Raw genomic sequence first — 16,753 nt, 5'->3', positions numbered from 1 at the left:
CATGCATCTCCCCGGACCTGTTCCGGGGGAGAAGCAGGTCCGCGGAGGGGAGCATGGAAAGTGTTGAAAACCGTCAGCCCTTCCGCGCGCTCACACGCATCGGCACCGCATTGTCCGGCTGCAGCGTGATGCGCATGACCGGGCGCGGGTCGCGTTCGCCGGCATAATCGAAACGCACCTTGCGCAGGAGACAGGCCAGCACGATCACCATTTCCATCATGGCAAAGCGCGCGCCTATGCACACGCGCGGGCCCAGGCCGAAGGGCAGGTAGGCATCGCGCGGAATGGCTGTGGCGTTTTCGCCGTGGAAGCGCTCGGGGCGGAAGGCGTCCGGCTCGGCCCAGATGTCGCGCTGGCGGTGCAACAGCCAGGTCGAGACCAGAACATCGGTGCCGGCGGGCACGGGCAGGCCGGCGACGATATCCCGTTCTTTCGAGGTGCGCGCCAGCATCGGGGCGGAGGGGTAGAGGCGCAGGCTTTCCTTGATCACCGCCTCCGTCCAGGGCAGGAGGCCCGCCCACGCGGCCGGGTCGCAATCGTCAAGCGGTGCCGCATCGATCTCCGTCTCCAGCCGTGTGCGCACCTCCCCGGCGCGTGACAGCAGGTAGAGCGTCCAGGCCAGGCTGCGTGCGGTGGTCTCGTGACCGGCGGCGAGGAAGGTGAGGAGGTTGTCGGTCACTGCGGTGTCGTCCAGCCCGGCACCCAGCAGGAGGTCGAGAAAATCGGCGGGACGTCCGGCCCGGTCCGGCGCGGGTGCGGCCCGGCGCACGGCAGCGACGGCGGCGACCTGGCGGCGCAGTCCGGCGATCACCTTGCGCGAACGGCCCTGGCCCGGGCGCGGGATCCAGCCGGGCAGGTGCAACAGGTCGAACGGGTGGGGAATGCCGCTGATTTCGAGCAGTTTGTGGATGCCTTGGGTGAAGGCCGCCTTGTCCAGCGCCTCGTCACCGGAGAACAGGGTCTCGATCAGGACATCCAGCGTCAGGTCCACCATGGCCCGGGAAACGGGAACAACGCGTCCGTCGACGGCGGCGAAGGCGTCTGCGGCATCCTCGCTGATGGTCCGGATCTGCGGGGCGAAGGCGTTGACCCTGCGCGGTGTGAAGACGGGCGAGACAGCCTTGCGCGCCGTCTTCCAGACCTCGCCCTCCGCGGTCAGCAGCCCGTCGCGCAGGAAGGGGCGGAGCACGGCCTGGCGCAACGGGTTCATGCCGTAGTTTCCGGACCGGCTGACGAAACAGTGATGGATGGCGTCGGGGTCGTTGACGATCAGGCTGGAGCGGCCGAGAAAGCGGAAGGGGGCGATCCGGATGCGAAAATGGTGTTCGCCCCAGACTTCCAGCGGATTGCGCCGCATGGCCCGGAAATAGGTCCAGTAGTCCGATGGGGTCAGCTTGCCGATGCCGGAATAGACGGCATAGGGCGGTTTGGGCGGCTGGAAGACTTCGGTCATGGCGGGCCTCTCCGTAGCGGACACTAGGTCAGGCCGGCCTGTCCGCCCAGCGCGCGAAAAGTCGCGGTTGCCGCTTTGCCCGGCACCGGGCCCGGCCTAGACTGGTCCCATGCGCACGCTTGCCTTATTCCTTCTCCTGCTGGCCCTCACAGCGCCTGCCCGTGCGGACATGACCGAAGCCCGGCGCGCCTATCAGGACGGGCGCTGGCAGGCCGCCGCGGCCCATGCCCAGACCGCAGGCGGGGCGGATGGCTATGCCTTTGCCGCCGGTGCCCTGCTCGCCCAGCTGATGACCGAACCCGATCATCCCGACCGTGAGGCCCTCGCCGGGCGGGCGGCGGATCTGGCCGAGTACGCGCTCCATCTCGACGAGACGCATATCGATGCCCGTGTGCGGCTGGCCGGGGCGCTGGGGTATCGCGGCCGGCAGATGAGCGGCTGGCGGGCCTACCTCTTGCGCCTGCCGCAGCGCGGGCACGACTTGCTGGAAGAAGCCGTGACGGCCGATCCGGACGATCCCTGGGCGTTGGGCATGCTGGGCGCCTGGCATCTGGAAGTGGCCCGCCGCGGCGGGCGGCGCGGCATGACCATGCTGGATGCCTCGGTGGCAGCCGGGATGGGCTATTACAGCCAGGCCATCGCCCTGGATCCCGGCAATCCCGCCCCGCGTTTCTTTTATGCCGTCGCGCTGGCGGCCCTCGACGAGCCGGCCCACTGGCCCCGGATCCGCGAGCAGATCGAGACCGTGCTGGCCCTGCCGCCACGCAATGCGCTGGATTCCCGGTTGAAGGCGGAAGCCGCCGAATTCGCCGCCCTGCTGGGCGATCGCCGGGCCGCCGCGGCCTGGGCCGGCGAGCGCATGGCGCGCTGAGGCCTACTGGCTCGCCCAGACGATTCGCGCCATCCAGGCGATCTCCGTCAGTTTCACCCGGCAGTCGGGCCGCCGGGGGTTGAGCGCGATCAGCGAGACCGCCTGTACGCTGCGCTCGCCCAGCTCCCAGGCTTCGGTCGTGCCGTCTCGCCGTTTCACCACAACCCGGTCGCCCGGGCGCAGCGGATCGTCCGGCGCCACGACTAGCCGGTCGCCATGGCGATAGACCGGTTTCATCCCGTCGCCCTCGACCGTCAGCGCATAGGCGTTGTCCAGGGACAGGCCGGGAAAGGGGATGCGTGTCCAGCCCTCGCCGCGCGGCAGGCCGCCCGCATCGAAGGCGGTGTCGGGACTGTCGGCCAGGGCGCGCGCCTGCAATGCGCGGCCCGGGGTCTTGCCGGCCACCAGGTCGGCGAAGCCGGCAAAATCCATGTGTGCCGCGCTCAGCGCCTTGGCCAGGCTCTCGGTGGAGGGCCAGCGCGGCTTGCTCCCGTCGCGCGAGAAGCGCTTGGACGGGTTGAAGGTCGTCGAGTCGAGCCCGGCCCGCCGCGCCAGCCCGGACGGGCTGGTCTGTGCGTGCGCGGCCAACCGGTCGATCCCGCGCCAGATCTCGTCGTGCGTGAACATCGGGCACGATACTAGTCCGCGCGGCGGGGATAGGAAAACGGTCGGCGATTCGAGGCGGCAGCCTCGCCCCAATGCGGGGCCGCCGCCCAACACCCTTGCCTCGCTCCCGCGCCGGGGCTAACCCCACAGAATGACCGCCAGGATCGCATACCGACTCGCCACGCCGGAACGCTGGGCGGCCGTAATGGCCGACGGTCAGTTCACCGGCGACCCGCACGATATCGAGGACGGCTTCATCCATCTCTCCGCGGCCGGCCAGGTCGAAGGCACGCTGATCAAGCATTACGACGAGCACGACCGGCTGTTGCTGGTCGCGATCGATCTGGAGGCGCTGGGCCGGTCCGTGAAATGGGAGGCGTCCCGCGGCGGGGCCCTGTTCCCGCATGTCTACGGACCGATCCCGGCCAGTGCCGTGCGCGGACTGCGCCATATCCGCCGCAATGACGAGGGCGACTGGGTCCTGCCCGCCGATCTGGAGCGCGACTAGATGCTGCACGATATCGCCACAAGGGCCCTGCGCGGCGTCGATCCGGAGCGCGCCCATCGCCTGGGCATCTGGGGGTTGAAGCTCGGCCTGGGGCCGCGCGTGGTCGGGCCGGACGATCCGTGCCTGTCGACCACGCTGGCCGGGCTCGACCTGCCCAATCCGGTCGGCCTGGCCGCCGGTTTCGACAAGAATGCCGAAGCGCCGGACGCGCTGTTGCGCATGGGATTCGGTTTTGTCGAATGCGGCGCCGTGACACCGCGCCCGCAAGCCGGCAAGGCGCGCCCGCGCATCTTCCGGCTCGAGGAAGACGAGGCCGTAATCAACCGGATGGGCTTTCCAAATCAGGGGCTCGACCGGTTCCGGGCGCGCCTGGCGCGCCGCGCCGGACGGCCGGGCACGGTCGGGGTCAATCTGGGCGCCAACCTGGACAGCGAGGACCGGGTCCGGGACTATACTACCTGCCTTGCCGCGCTGAAGGGTCTGGCGCAGTTCTTCACCGTCAATGTCTCCTCGCCCAACACGCCGGGACTGCGCACCCTGCAATCCTCCGGCGCGCTGGACGAATTGCTCGCCGCTGTTGCCGAAGCGCGCGATGCGGCTCCGGTCTTTCTCAAGATCGCGCCGGATATCGAGGATGAGGAAGCGGCCGTGATGATCGCGGCCATCCGCCGGCACGGGCTGGACGGGGTGATCGTGTCGAATACCTCCATCACCCGGCCGGACACGCTGAAAAGCCCGCTCATCGGCGAGGGCGGCGGCCTGTCGGGCCCGCCGGTCTTCGCGCGCTCGACCGATCTGGTGCGGCTGTTCCGCCGCGAGGCCGGGCCGGACCTGGCCATTGTCGGCGTCGGCGGGGTCGACAGTGCCGATACGGCCTATGCCAAGATCCGCGCCGGCGCCAATGCGATCCAGCTTTATACCGGTCTGGTCTATCACGGCCCCGGGCTGGTCCAGCGCATCAAGGACGGGCTGGCCGAACGGCTTCAGGCAGACGGGTTTGCATCCGTTTCCGAGGCGGTCGGTACCGGCTGAAGCCGCCGTTCCAGCGCCGGATAGGCCGCGGCCAGGGCTGCGCCGCGGGCGATGTAGAAGATCAGAAAGGCCGCCCAGACGCCGTGATTGGCAAAGGCCGGTGCCAGGATCGCATCGGCGGCGAGATAGACCGCTACGGCCGCCAGCCCGGCATTGCGCAGGATTTTCCCGCTGGTCGTGCCGATGAACACACCGTCGAGCAACCAGGCGCCGGCACCCAGGAAGGGCACGACGGCGCACCAGGGCAGATAGGTTATCGCCGCCTCCAGCGCCGCCTCGTCCTCGATCACCAGGGACAAAACGTCCGCGCCCAGGAAAAAGGTCAGCACGGCAAATATCGCCCCGGCAGCGAACATGGGTTCGCCGGTCAGGCGCACTGCCTTGCGCAGGGCCGGCAGGGAGCGGCGGCCGAAGGCGCGGCCGGCCTCGGTCTCGGCGACAAAGGCGAACGCGTCCAGCACGAAGGCCCACAGCGAGATGATCTGCAGCAGGACGTGATTGCCGGCCAGCGGCGCCGTGCCCTGGCGTGCGCCGGCATTGGCAAACCAGGTAAAGCCGATCACCAGCGACCAGGTGCGGATCATCAGGTTGAGATTGACCTGGAACATTTCCGCGAGGGCGCGCGGGTCCGTCAAGCGGACCCGGTCGAGAACGCCGCCGGCCCAGCCGCCCTGACGCGCCAGCGCATGGGCGGCGAGGCCAAGGCCGGCGGCCAGGCCCACCCATTCCGCGATGGCCGTCGCCGCGCCCACCCCGCCGGGTCCATAGCCCAGGCCCAGGACGAACCAGAGATCGAGACCTATATTCACGGCCGAAAAGACACCGTAGATCGCCAGCGTTGCGGTATTGCGGCCCAGCCCGATCAGCCAGCCCGACAGCGCGAAGGCCGCCAGCGCGGCCGGGGCACCCCAGGCCCGCGCGAGCAGGTAGTGCGCGCCCCTGGCTTCCACCTCCGCCTCACCCTGCAGCAGGGCGAAACCGCCAAGTGCGATCAGGTCGCGCAGGACGAAGACCAGAAGGCCCAGCATGGCGGCAATGGCCAGGGCGCGCAGGACGATGCGCTGGGTCTCGGCGGTGTCGCCCGCGCCATCGGCCTGGGCGGTGAGCCCCGTCGTGCCCATACGCAGGAAATAAAAGCTCCAGTAGAATACCGAGAAGATCGCCCCGCCCAGGGCAACGCCGCCCAGGTCGGCGGTATCGCCCGACAGGCCCAGCACGAAGGTATCGGTCACCCCGGCCAGCGGGACTGCGGCATTGGCGAAGACCAGGGGCCAGGCGCGCTGGATGACGTCGATGCGGGTGAGCGAGGCAACGGACATCCAGCGCACCTAGCCCGGCGGTGCGAAGAGGGCAAGCCGGTATCCGGCCTGGCCCCGGCCCGGGGCACAATCGCCGCTAGTCCTCCCGGGACGCGGTGCTGCGTTCCGGGGCCGGGGCTTCGGCCAGACGGGCTTCGAGCTGTTCCATCGCGTGAGCTGTCGTGGTCTCGATGCAGCTGCGCAGCGTATAGGCTCGCAGGAGATCGCCGGTAACGCGCTCGCGGCAGACATCCTGCGCGGCTTGCGCGATCCGGGCTTCCAGCGCCTCAAGGCGGGCCGGATCGGCCAGATCCGCCTCGATGACGGGGATCCGGACCGTGAAGGGCGATCCGGCCAGGGCCGGAGCGGCAGAGAGGGCAAGCGCCGCGAGGGCGGCGGAGAGTGTCGATCTGAACATGGTTTCAGCCTCCAACGGGGGTTGGTGCGAAACGATGCGAAAATGCATCGTACGCGACACCCTATCTGGATACGGAAACTGTTGAGTCCATAGGTCGCCCGTCGCCTTATTCGAAGTTCACCAATACAAAAATGTATAATCCGGCGCGGGCACTCGTCACGATGGGCCAATCCGGCAGCGGGCGATCAGGTCTTGCAGCTGCCCTCGCGACAGGTCTGGCGCGGGCGATAGGGCGCGAGCCGGCGATACAGCCGGTCCAGCGGCACGCGAATGGGGGCCGGCCGGGTCAGGAAAGCCAGCCAGCGCCAGCCGGGCAGACGTTCCCAGATCGCGATGAAGGCCAGCCAGCCGTCGACCACCTGCCCGTCGGGCAGGCGCACATGCAGCGATCCGAGTGCCGCATCGGGGTCGACATCGGCGGGCATGTCGCCATTGCAGTCCTCCAGCCGGATCACATCCTTGCCGTGGCGGGCATACCGGTCCATCTCGATCCGGCAGATCGGGCAGAGCGCGTCGTAATAGGCGATGACGGGGCCGGTCCTGTCCATACCCCCATCCTAGCGGTGCCATTACGGGCGGCCAGTGGTCAGGACGTCGCACGGCGGATGCCGTTTTCGGGACCGGTTCCCAATACCGCCGGAACCGCGCCACCCCCCGGGGCGCGGCGTGCCGCGGTGTCATGACACGGCGATGCTCAACGCCCGCGGGAGGTGCGGATCGGGCAGCGCGGCCAGACGCCGGTCGATCTGGCGGCCGGCCTGTTCCATAACCGAGCTGATGCACGCATTTTCCAGGCGCCGGCGGTACAGGTCGCGGCGACCGGGCTCCCGGCACAGCGATTCCGCGGCATGGCGGACATCCGCCAGCAAGGCGGCGCGGCCTTCGGCATCGACCAGGTTGGCCGGACGGAAGGTGAGTGTCTCTACCCGGTCCGGATCGGCGGCGAGGGCCTGCGGGCCGGTTACAAGAACGGCCGCGGATACGGCCAGTGTGCGCATGAACATTGGGGGCTCCTGTCTGTGGAGCGGCCGGCCTGCCCCGCGCAGGCCGCAACCGCAGCAACAGGATCGCCCGTGCGGCTTTTCGTACGGGTGGCACCGGCCCTAAACCTGAGTCAGGCTTCGGCCACAAACTGTCAGCCCCTTAACCGGACGGTCACCCTTGCGCGGCGCCGGAACTTTCCGGCGTGATCAGGAAATGCCCGTGCAGCGTGGCCACGGGCGCATCCGTACGGCCCTGCCAGGCCTCGGCGCGGACATTGGCGACACGGCGGCCGGACCGGGCGACGATGGCGCGGGCGAACACGTCCTGATCGCGCGCAGGCCGCAGATAGTCGATGGCCACATCGATCGGCCTGGGCAGCCGGGCCATGGGCTGGCTGACCAGAAGCGAGCCCGAGGCGACGATTTCCAGGAAGGCGCCGACCGCCCCGCCGTGCAGGGCGGGGATCAGCGGATTGCCGACAAGGTCATTGCTGAAGGGCAGCACGCCGGTCAGCTCGGTGCCCTTCATCTCCAGCCTGACGCCGAAGCGGGCCACGTAGGGCGCCGTCATCAGCGTGTCCAGCAAGACCCGGCTCATGTGCCGTCTCCTTCGCGGATGGCTCGCACGGCCCGGTCCTGGGCAGCCTTGGACGCCCGGGTGATCATGAAGGCCGCCTGGGCGATGGCGACCGGGTCCTCGATATCGCCGTCATGCGCCGTGGCCCGGACAAAGGCGACGAGACCGTGGGATTTGAGGCAGCGGGCCTGGGCCGTGATGTCGTGTCCGGGCCTGGCCGGGCGCATGTAGTCGATGCGAAGGTCCAGCGTGGCCGGCGTATCCCTGGCGCCAAAACCGCCGAAGGCGGCCATGCCGCAGCAATGATCCAGCAGCGCCGTGATTACGCCGCCATGCAGCGTGCCGGCTTCGGGGTCGCCGATCAGCGCCTGCGAGAAGGGCGCGGACATCGTCGCCCGGCCCGGAGTCAGCGAGTCGATGCGAAACCCGAGGGCAACAGCGTGCGGCGAACCGTCGACAATGAGCGGTGCGATCGTGTCGAGGCGGGTCTGGATATCGTCGTCCATGGCGGGAATTCCGGCTTGCCTACCGCCTTGTGATAGGTCAGGCGCAGCCGGGCGGCCAGCCGTTTCAGCGGCGCTTCATGCGCCGGCCCACCACCTCCTCCAGGCCCGTCACAACCGGCTCGCGCAGCGGATTGCCGTCCTCGGCCATGCGCGTCAGCTGGGCCAGCGCGGCGCGATGCATGTGGGCAATCTCGGCCTCGACGGGCGTGTAGTCCCGGATGAAGGAGATGTAGCGCTGCAGCGAGCGGGCGACACGTACCGCCAGCGGATCGCCGGTCAGCTGGGTTTCCTGGACGAGTGCCACAGCCGCCGCGCGGGCGGCGCCCATAGGCGTTGTCAGCCCGGCGTCCACATCGGCCATGCGCTTGTAGCTGGGGCCGAGGGCATGACGCTTGCGGCGCCGGCGGTCCGGGCCGTTGAAGCGCGGGGACTGCACAAATTTGCGCGGCTTGTCCTTCACCGATTGCAGGCGATGCCGCAGCGTGATCGGGGCGACCGGCGTGACGATGAATTCGGTGACGCCGGCATCGCGCGCCAACTCGATTTCGCGCCGCGAGCGCGGCTGGGAAATCATGATGATCGGGGTGCGGTCGAATCCCGTACCCGAGGATTCGCGGATACGCCGGACCATCCGCAACCGGTCTTCCTCGGCCGTGTCGTGGTCGTTCCAGTCGGACACAAGGACGCTGGGCGGGCGCTGACCCATGGCGGCCAGCGCGCTCCCGGCGCAACGGGCAACCATGACATCGTCGCTGCCCGCATCGCGCATCAGCGAAATCAGGATCGAGCGCAGGAAAGGGTTGGACTGCAACAGGAGCGGGGCTGAATGGCCCGTCAACGGCGCCCCCCTGTCGTGCGTGTCCTCCACGCCGAGAATGTCCATTGCCGTGCGTCCCATCAAGGGCGGTTTACGGCGCCTAGTGTTGATATCTGGCAAAGGGGGCTGGTTAAGAGATGGTGAAGAAGCGGGCTGTCCGCATACTCATTCCCGTCCGGCGGCGCGGATCAGCCGGAAGACGATCCAGATGGGAACGACCAGCACCGCGCCCAGCAGGAAATATTCGACCGCCCAGCCTGCACTGTCGACGATGAAGCTGACGAAGCGGCTCCAGCTTTCCGCCAGCGTGCCGAAGAAATCGATCCACAGATCGCGCGGATTGACGTTCAGGGCGGCCAGCAGGAAGCCCGCAAGCACGCAAAGGAAGACAAGACGGAGGATGTCCGTCGAGGAGATCCTCGTCAGGCGCTGCACGAAGGTGCGCCGCTGCCGGGTCGTCTGTTCGCTCATATCGCCACTCTATCGTCAAATGCGGCACAATCGGGGCCGCGCCTAACCCTTCCGCGCGATAGTGACCCGATGCGGGTAGGGGATGGAGATGCCGTTCCTGTCGAAGGCTTGCTTGACCGACTTCATGCCGTCGAAATGCACGCCCCAGTAATCGCCCGTATTCACCCAGACACGGGTGACAATATCCACCGAGGACTCGCCGTGTGCGGCCACCGCCGTGAAGATTTCCGGGTCGGTGTGGATGCGCGCATCCTGGCCCAGTGTGTCCTTGATCACCTGCATCGCCTTGTCGATATCGTCGCCGTAATCGATCGAGAAGGTGAAATCGACGCGCCGGGTCGGGTTGGCGGAATAGTTGGTGATCACATCGCCCCAGGCCTGGCCGTTGGGGATGATGATCTTCTTGTTGTCGGCCGTGGCCAGTTCGGTGGTGAACAGGTTCACATCCTTCACCGTGCCGGAGACGCCGGCGACCTCGACCCAGTCACCAAGCGCGTAGGGGCGAAAGGCGATGATCATCACGCCGGCGGCAATATTGGACAGTGTGCCCTGCAGCGCGAAGCCGATCGCCAGGGTGATGGCGCCCAGGGCGGCCACCATGCTGGTGGTCGCGACGCCGAACTTGTTCAGCACCGCGATCAGGACGATGGCGACGACACCGTAATAGGCGATCGAGGCGAAGAAGCTGGCCAGGGTGTTGTCGAGGCGGGCGGACCGCTCTGCCGCCTTGCGCACGCCGCGCCGGATCATCCCGGCGACGATGAAGCCGACGATCAGGATCAGCGCGGCAAGGACCAGGTTCGTGCCCGCGGCGATGGCCCGTTCGGCAAGAACCGCCATGGTTTCCGGATTCAGGAATTCGTCGAAATTCATGGGTCGCTCCCCTTCGCGATCAGCGTGCCAAACCGCTACTAGCACCCTTCCCCGGACAGGGGAACGCCAAAGACGCTATCCGGCGCCATTGTCGGACGACTGCCGTATGATCATGATTTTCTGCCAGATTTTCGAGGACATGTTGGAGGTCAGCGTCTCGATATCGTTCACCGCCGCAATCACCACCGGATCCCGCGAATTCTGGGCATAGAGTGCGGCGATCTTGCCGGCCAGGCTGAGCGCCTCCGCGCAATAGTCCAGATAGCGCGACAGCTCGAACTCGCTCATTTCCCGCGCCGGCGACGAAGCGGTGCGCGGACCCAGGCGCAGCACGGCGGTCGGGTCCTTGGTCAGCTGGTGCATGTCGATGACATGGGCGACCGAGCGCAGCTCGTGCAGGTCGTCCAGCGCCAGCGACCGTTTCAGCCTTTCCTCCACCCGCATCAGGGTGAAGATCGCCACGGCGGTCAGGATGACGATGTTCAGTCCGGCCTCCACCCCTTCGAACACGGTGAAGATGTCGGCCTTGGTGCCGTCGACCTCGACCCAGGCAAAGAAGGCGGAACCGATATAGGCCAGCCCGGCCACGGCCAGGGCGACGGCCAGAAACGTGCCGCTGCGCAGCAGCAGGTAGGGCCGTGACAGGCGCCGGCTGCGGCGGCGGTCGCGCTTGCCCAGCTCGATGAGCTCCAGGATCACATTGTTCAGACTGGCGCTGGGAAAACGCTCGCGGGTCCGTGCCGACAGGCGTTCCAGCGTTTCGACGATCCGGTCGGACTGCAGGGTTCGAAACGGCACGGTTCTCCCCCCGGTTCCGGCCGTGGATACGAGATTGCAGAATGCCCGCGGAACGGGCCTGTGTCACGCATTACGACGTGGCCGCGACTGCCGCGGCCGAGGAGGCTGCTGTAACGGCCGCGATCATGGCGGCCTGGGCGGCCAGTATGGCGGCGAGGTCGCGCGCGGCGGCGATGGGTGCCGTGTCGCCGATCTGGGCCTGGGTCAGCCGCAGGGCCAGCTTGGCCGCGACATTGGCCGGCGGGCGCGGCTCGAGCGACCGGACCGCGTCGAAATTCCCGATCAGGGCCTTCGCCGTGGAGGGATTATTGCCCTGGGCGGCCAGCACGGCGAGCCCTGTCTTGCCGACCCCGTGGCGCAGTTTGTTGTGGTTGCGCAGCGCCGTGTTCAGCGTGGTCCAGGCCGGGGCGATGGCGGTGGCGTCATAGTCATAGAAGGCGATTTCGCAGGCCGCCGCCTCGGCATCGGCCCTGGGTACGCCCGCGGTGAGAAGGGCGGTGCGGGCCTTTTCGAGATGTGTCAGGGCGTCTTCGGGTGTTTCGCCCATCGCGGCGAAGATCGCGGCGACGACTTCCTCGCGCGCCGCGTCCCGGCGCCACCAAGGCGCGGCGATGGTTTCCAGGATGTCGTAGAACGTGTCGGCGTGATGGGCTTGTCCACCGCCCGCGACCAGGCCCAACGCCGCACAGGCGCCGCCATGGGTCAGCCGCCGGCCGCCGCGCGCCTTGCGCTGGCGCGCCAGGGCTTCGCGGGCCTCGAAGAAATGGGCGGCCGTCCGGTCGGCGGCCGCCAGTGCGGCGCCGAAGACCAGGCGCATCGACCTGGCGGGAGCGCGCCACATGCCCAGCCCGTCATTGAGTGCGTCGCGAATGGCCAGGGCGTGGCTGGCAAGCGCGTCCGGTGCGGCATCGCAGGACAGGCCGGCCAGGGCGGAAAAGCGCGCGTAAAGGCGCTCGCCGCGGCCAGTGTGCTCACGATAGGCGCTGTCCAGCGCCGCGAACCGTTCGATGACGGGTCCGGCCATGTGTCTCTTCCCTCGCTATGCTACTCATTGCGTCCAAGCATGGCGAAAACACGGCAGGGTTGGCAGGGGGACGCTTTCGCCGCTTGTCCCCGCTTCTTCCGGGCTTGCCTGTCGCGCCGGCGCGGCCGATGCGCTAACGAAGTCGCATGCCCGACACCCAGGTGCCTCCGCTTCTGCCGCAAGGCTTTGCCGACTGGTTCGCCAGCCGGGGCTGGCGCGTGCGGCCGCATCAGCTGGCCATGATCGAGGCGGCGCGGGCGAGGCGCGACGCGCTGCTGATCGCACCCACCGGCGGCGGCAAGACGCTGGGCGGTTTCCTGCCCAGCCTGATCGAACTGGCGGATATCGCCGGCGGGGGCAGGGGGCGCCAGCGTCCGCACCGTCTGCACACGCTCTATATCTCGCCCCTCAAGGCGCTGTCGGTGGATGTCGCCCGCAATCTGACGACGCCGGTCGAGGAGATGGGGCTGGACATCCGCATCGAGACACGCACCGGCGATACCTCGCCGTCCAAGCGCCAGCGCCAGCGCGCCCATCCGCCGGACATCCTGCTGACCACGCCGGAACAGCTCGCCCTGTTCTGCGCCACGGCGAATGCGGGGACCTTCTTTCGCGATCTCAGACGCATCGTCATCGACGAGATCCATGCCATCGCGCCGCAAAAGCGCGGCGACCTGCTCAGCCTGGGCCTGGCCGCCATCGCGCGCTGGGCGCCGGATGCGCGCCGCGCGGGCCTTTCGGCCACGGTCGCGGACGAGGGCGGGCTGGCGCGCTGGCTGGCACCGCAGACACCGGGCGGCGATCCGGTTTTCGCCGAAATCGTGCGCGGGGCCGCCGGGGCGCGGCCGCAGGTGGAGATTCTCGATCCCGGCGAGCGCATTCCCTGGGCCGGCCATTCCGGCCGCCACGCCATCGCCGACGTCTATGAGCGCATCAAGCAGGCCAGGATGGCGCTGGTCTTCGTCAATACCCGCTCCCAGGCCGAGCTGACCTTCCAGGAGTTGTGGAACATCAATGCGGACAATCTGCCCATCGCCCTGCATCACGGCTCGCTGTCGCCGGAGCAGCGCCGCAAGGTGGAGGCGGCGATGGCGGCGGGCCGGCTCAAGGCGGTGGTGTGCACCTCGACCCTCGATCTGGGCATCGACTGGGGCGATGTCGATCTCGTCGTCCAGATGGGCGCGCCGAAAGGCTCCTCGCGCCTGATCCAGCGCCTGGGCCGCTCCAATCACCGGCTGGATGCGCCGTCCAAAGCCCTGCTCGCCCCGACCAACCGGTTCGAGCACCTGGAATGCCAGGCCGCCGCGGAAGCCGTCGCTGCCAATGCGCTGGACGGCGAACCCCTGAAGGCCGGCGCGCTGGACGTGCTGGCCCAGCACATCATGGGCCGCGGCTGTGGCGAGCCCTTCCAGGAGGACGAATTCTTCGACGAGATCCGCAGCGCCGCCCCCTATGCCGAGCTGAATCGCGAGACGTTCGACAAGGTGCTCGATTTCACCGCCACCGGCGGTTATGCGCTGCAAACATACGAGCGTTTCCGCCGTCTCGTCAGGCGCAAGGACGGGCGCTGGGGCGTGCGCACGCCGCAGATCGCCCAGCGTCACCGGCTCAATGTCGGCACCATCGTGGAAAGCCCGATGCTGGATGTCGTCATATCCTCGAAGGGGCGCGGCGGGTTCCGGCTCGGCCAGATCGAGGAATGGTTCCTAGACCAGCTCGTCCCCGGCGACACCTTCCTCTTCGCCGGCCAGGTGCTGCGTTTCGAGGGGATCGAGGAGATGGCCGCCCGGGTCACCCGCTCCGCCGACAGCGATCCGCGCATCCCCGCCTATAATGGCGGCAAATTCCCCCTCTCCACCTATCTCGCCGCGCGCGTGCGCGACCTCGTCCACGATCCGGATAAATGGCACGCCCTGCCCGAACAGGTGCGCGGCTGGCTGTCGCTGCAGCGCAGACACTCCCGTCTGCCGTCTGCCGGCGGGCTCCTGGTGGAAACCTTTCCGCGCGCGGCGCGCTATTATCTTGTCTGCTACCCGTTCGAGGGCCGTCTGGCGCACCAGACGCTGGGCATGCTGCTGACCCGCCGGCTGGAACGCATGCGCATGCGGCCCATGGGTTTTGTCGCCAATGAATACGCCCTCTCGGTCTGGGGCCTCAGGGACATGTCCGGCCTCGATTTCGACGCCCTCTTTGCCGAGGACATGATGGGCGACGATCTCGACGCCTGGCTGGCGGAAAGCCAGCTGATGATGCGCACCTTCCGCAATTGCGCCGTCATCGCCGGCCTGATCGAGCGCCGCTTTCCCGGCCAGGAGAAGTCCGGCCGCCAGGTCACCATGTCCACCGATCTCATCTACAATGTCCTGCGCGAGCACGAGCCCGGCCATATCCTCCTCGAGGCCGCCTGGGCGGACGCCGGCTCCGGCCTTCTCGACATCCACCGCCTGGGCACCGCGCTCTCGCGCATCGAGGGCCATATCGACCATATGAACCTTGACCGCATCTCCCCGCTCGCCGTCCCCGTCATGCTGGAAATCGGCAAGGAGCCCGTCTATGGAGAGGGCCATGAAAGCATCCTGGAAGACGTCGCCTCGGAGGAGCTGATCGCCGAGGCAATGCGGCTGGACTAGGGGATCAAGAGGGACATGTACCTCCGGTACGTGTCCCCGGAAGACTCCAGCGGTGCAACCGCGTCATCCTTCCCCTTGATGGGGAAGGTGGGCCCTCCGTAGCTTCAGCGAAGGAGGGGTCGGACGGGGTGAATCCCGGTGCTTATAGTTTCAAGCACCTCGCCCCCACCCACTCCACCGCTGCTACGCAGCGGTCCCGTTCGTTGCTCGTCCTTGTCCCCCGGACAAGGACGTCCGCTGCGCGGACCGCGCCTCACCCCCTCAAGGGCGAGGATGGTGCTCCGCCATCTCGCAAACTCCACAGCAAAACCTGCGCCGCGCCCTTACCCCGGCCCCCGCCCTGCGCGATAACACTGCCATGCACGACACGACCCATCCCGGCCATCTGGCGACCCGCATCCACACCACGCCGGTCCTTGCCGACCCGGCGGGCCTCCTCGTCCTGCCGGATCACGCCGTCCTCGTCGTCTCCGATCTCCACTTCGAGAAGGGCTCGTCCTTCGCCCCCGCCGGCCAGCTCATTCCGCCCTACGACACCCGCTCCACGCTGAAACGCCTCGCCGCCGGTCTGGACCGTCACAAGCCGCACACCGTCATCGCCCTGGGCGACAGTTTCCACGACCGGCGCGCCGATACCCGCATGCACGCCGGCGATGCCGGCACGCTGGCCGCGATGGTGAAATCCGTGGCTCGCTGGATCTGGATCGAGGGCAATCACGACCCCGCCCCGCCGCCGCAATTCGGCGGCGCGGTGCATGACGTGGTGGAGCTGGCGGGCCTGGTCTTCCGCCACGAACCCACCGAAGGCGAGACCCCCGGCGAAATCGCCGGCCACCTCCACCCCTGCGCAAAGGTGCGCCGCAACGGCCGGTCTTTAAGAGCGAGATGCTTCGCCACCGACGGCACGAGACTGATCATGCCGGCCTTCGGGGCTTATACGGGCGGGCTCAACGTCCGCGACGCTGCCTTCGCGCGCTGTTTCGGGCGAGTGCCGGACGCGCTGGTGATGGGGCGCAGCAAGGTGTGGCCGGTGGCGGGGGCGAGGTGTGTGGGGGATGGGTGAGAAAAGCACGTTTAAGTAACTAATTCTTACATGTACACGCAAAAGGGGTATTATGTGCTCGATACGGCCCATTGACGGCCGGAAACCTTGGGGCCTATATACCGGCAACTCCCCCGGCACGCTTCGTCGGCCGGGTGCAAGGCTCCTCCGGGAGCCTTTGCTTTATGCGCACCCATGTCTATGTCGACGGCTTCAACCTCTATTACGGCGCGCTCAAGGGTACGCCCCATAAATGGCTCGACCTGGCCCGGCTGATGGCCGTGCTGCTGCCGCGCAACGAGATTCGCGCGATCAAGTATTTTACCGCCCGCATCCAGCCGCGCGCGGACGATCCCGGCGCTGCCGAGCGGCAGAATGCCTATCTGCGTGCGCTCGCCGCATATTCTCCCGTCGTCGAAACCGTCTTCGGACATTTCCTCGCCCATCCCGTCCGGATGCCGCTGGCGAACCCGCCGGCCGGCGGTCCGCGGACGGTCGAAGTGATCCGCACCGAGGAAAAGGGCTCCGACGTCAACCTGGCCGCCCACCTCGTCGACGACGCCTGGCGCGATCTCTACGACGCCGCCGTGATCGTCTCCAACGACAGCGATCTCGCCGAACCGATGCGCATGGTCCGCCGTCTCGGCAAGACCACGGGTCTCGTCACCCCGTCCACACGCCGAGCCTCGCAGCAACTCGCCCGCCACGCGGCCTTCAAGAAAAGACTGCGCCCGCGGCATCTGGCGGGCGCGCAATTGCCGGCGCGGATTCCCGGGACGAACATCTCGAAGCCGCGGGAGTGGTGAGGGGGCTCGTCCTGCAGGACGCGGCGTTTGCGCGGAGGTT

At 68.0% G+C, this 16,753-nt stretch carries 19 protein-coding genes; 6 read left to right on the top strand and 13 right to left on the bottom strand.

The genetic code is table 11. From position 1 onward, the window contains the following. Window positions 1-73 precede the first annotated feature (73 nt). Window positions 74-1,453: a cytochrome P450 gene (locus Q1U94_RS11020; RefSeq protein WP_300544479.1), complete on the bottom strand. Its 1,380-nt coding sequence runs from the start codon at window positions 1,451-1,453 to the stop codon at window positions 74-76. Window positions 1,454-1,562: 109 nt separating this feature from the next. Between Q1U94_RS11020 and Q1U94_RS11015 the strand changes: the two genes are divergently transcribed. Beyond that, entirely contained in the window at window positions 1,563-2,324 is a 762-nt protein-coding gene (locus Q1U94_RS11015) for a hypothetical protein (RefSeq protein WP_300544476.1), read from the top strand. Between the two features lie 3 nt (window positions 2,325-2,327). On the opposite strand, the gene Q1U94_RS11010 is transcribed toward Q1U94_RS11015, so the two are convergent. Beyond that, on the bottom strand, window positions 2,328-2,951 hold the full coding sequence (locus tag Q1U94_RS11010; RefSeq protein WP_300544474.1) for a helix-turn-helix transcriptional regulator: 624 nt from the start codon (window positions 2,949-2,951) through the stop codon (window positions 2,328-2,330). A gap of 130 nt (window positions 2,952-3,081) precedes the next feature. On the opposite strand from Q1U94_RS11010, the gene Q1U94_RS11005 reads away from it, so the two are divergent. After that, window positions 3,082-3,438, top strand: coding sequence for a DUF952 domain-containing protein (locus Q1U94_RS11005; protein WP_300544472.1), 357 nt, complete (start codon window positions 3,082-3,084; stop codon window positions 3,436-3,438). Further along, on the top strand, window positions 3,439-4,470 hold the full coding sequence (locus Q1U94_RS11000; protein WP_300544469.1) for a quinone-dependent dihydroorotate dehydrogenase: 1,032 nt from the start codon (window positions 3,439-3,441) through the stop codon (window positions 4,468-4,470). It begins immediately after the preceding gene. Here Q1U94_RS11000 and Q1U94_RS10995 read toward each other — a convergent pair. The 11 genes from Q1U94_RS10995 to Q1U94_RS10945 all read right to left on the bottom strand — a co-directional run bounded on the left by Q1U94_RS10995 (window position 4,422) and on the right by Q1U94_RS10945 (window position 12,235). Next, window positions 4,422-5,789 (bottom strand): MATE family efflux transporter, encoded by a 1,368-nt coding sequence (locus Q1U94_RS10995; RefSeq protein WP_300544467.1) that lies wholly within the window; start codon window positions 5,787-5,789, stop codon window positions 4,422-4,424. The genes Q1U94_RS11000 and Q1U94_RS10995 overlap by 49 nt on opposite strands. 76 nt (window positions 5,790-5,865) lie before the next feature. After that, window positions 5,866-6,186, bottom strand: coding sequence for a UrcA family protein (locus Q1U94_RS10990; protein ID WP_300544465.1), 321 nt, complete (start codon window positions 6,184-6,186; stop codon window positions 5,866-5,868). A gap of 185 nt (window positions 6,187-6,371) precedes the next feature. Further along, entirely contained in the window at window positions 6,372-6,734 is a 363-nt protein-coding gene (locus Q1U94_RS10985; RefSeq protein ID WP_300544462.1) for a thiol-disulfide oxidoreductase DCC family protein, read from the bottom strand. Between the two features lie 129 nt (window positions 6,735-6,863). Next, the gene (locus tag Q1U94_RS10980) at window positions 6,864-7,190 is read right to left on the bottom strand and encodes a UrcA family protein (protein WP_300544460.1); all 327 of its coding nucleotides are present in this window, start codon (window positions 7,188-7,190) and stop codon (window positions 6,864-6,866) included. A gap of 151 nt (window positions 7,191-7,341) precedes the next feature. After that, window positions 7,342-7,767: a PaaI family thioesterase gene (locus Q1U94_RS10975; protein WP_300544457.1), complete on the bottom strand. Its 426-nt coding sequence runs from the start codon at window positions 7,765-7,767 to the stop codon at window positions 7,342-7,344. Next, window positions 7,764-8,252 (bottom strand): PaaI family thioesterase, encoded by a 489-nt coding sequence (locus Q1U94_RS10970; RefSeq protein WP_300544455.1) that lies wholly within the window; start codon window positions 8,250-8,252, stop codon window positions 7,764-7,766. The genes Q1U94_RS10975 and Q1U94_RS10970 overlap by 4 nt, the downstream gene beginning before the upstream one ends. A gap of 64 nt (window positions 8,253-8,316) precedes the next feature. Continuing rightward, on the bottom strand, window positions 8,317-9,135 hold the full coding sequence (locus Q1U94_RS10965; protein WP_300544453.1) for a hypothetical protein: 819 nt from the start codon (window positions 9,133-9,135) through the stop codon (window positions 8,317-8,319). A 99-nt stretch (window positions 9,136-9,234) separates the two neighbouring features. Then, a complete protein-coding gene (locus tag Q1U94_RS10960; protein ID WP_300544451.1) occupies window positions 9,235-9,540 on the bottom strand; it encodes a DUF6460 domain-containing protein in 306 nt (101 codons plus the stop codon). A 42-nt stretch (window positions 9,541-9,582) separates the two neighbouring features. Next, complete coding sequence (locus tag Q1U94_RS10955) at window positions 9,583-10,413, bottom strand: mechanosensitive ion channel domain-containing protein (RefSeq protein WP_300544448.1); 831 nt, start codon at window positions 10,411-10,413, stop codon at window positions 9,583-9,585. A gap of 75 nt (window positions 10,414-10,488) precedes the next feature. Further along, a complete protein-coding gene (locus tag Q1U94_RS10950; protein WP_300544445.1) occupies window positions 10,489-11,211 on the bottom strand; it encodes a hypothetical protein in 723 nt (240 codons plus the stop codon). A gap of 70 nt (window positions 11,212-11,281) precedes the next feature. Beyond that, entirely contained in the window at window positions 11,282-12,235 is a 954-nt protein-coding gene (locus Q1U94_RS10945; protein ID WP_300544443.1) for a hypothetical protein, read from the bottom strand. A gap of 146 nt (window positions 12,236-12,381) precedes the next feature. On the opposite strand from Q1U94_RS10945, the gene Q1U94_RS10940 reads away from it, so the two are divergent. The 3 genes from Q1U94_RS10940 (at window position 12,382) to Q1U94_RS10930 (ending at window position 16,713) form a co-directional block, all read left to right on the top strand. Further along, complete coding sequence (locus tag Q1U94_RS10940; protein ID WP_300544440.1) at window positions 12,382-14,865, top strand: ligase-associated DNA damage response DEXH box helicase; 2,484 nt, start codon at window positions 12,382-12,384, stop codon at window positions 14,863-14,865. Between the two features lie 358 nt (window positions 14,866-15,223). Then, window positions 15,224-15,928, top strand: a complete 705-nt coding sequence (pdeM, locus tag Q1U94_RS10935; protein WP_300544438.1) for a ligase-associated DNA damage response endonuclease PdeM — start codon at window positions 15,224-15,226, stop codon at window positions 15,926-15,928. Window positions 15,929-16,092: 164 nt separating this feature from the next. After that, complete coding sequence (locus Q1U94_RS10930; RefSeq protein ID WP_300544436.1) at window positions 16,093-16,713, top strand: NYN domain-containing protein; 621 nt, start codon at window positions 16,093-16,095, stop codon at window positions 16,711-16,713. Window positions 16,714-16,753 lie beyond the last annotated feature (40 nt).

Source organism: Maricaulis sp., assembly GCF_030149515.1.
In the GTDB taxonomy this organism is placed as follows: Bacteria; Pseudomonadota; Alphaproteobacteria; order Caulobacterales; family Maricaulaceae; genus Maricaulis.
Note: the sequence above shows the minus strand (reverse complement) of the source record. Positions and strands in the feature narration are given on the sequence as shown.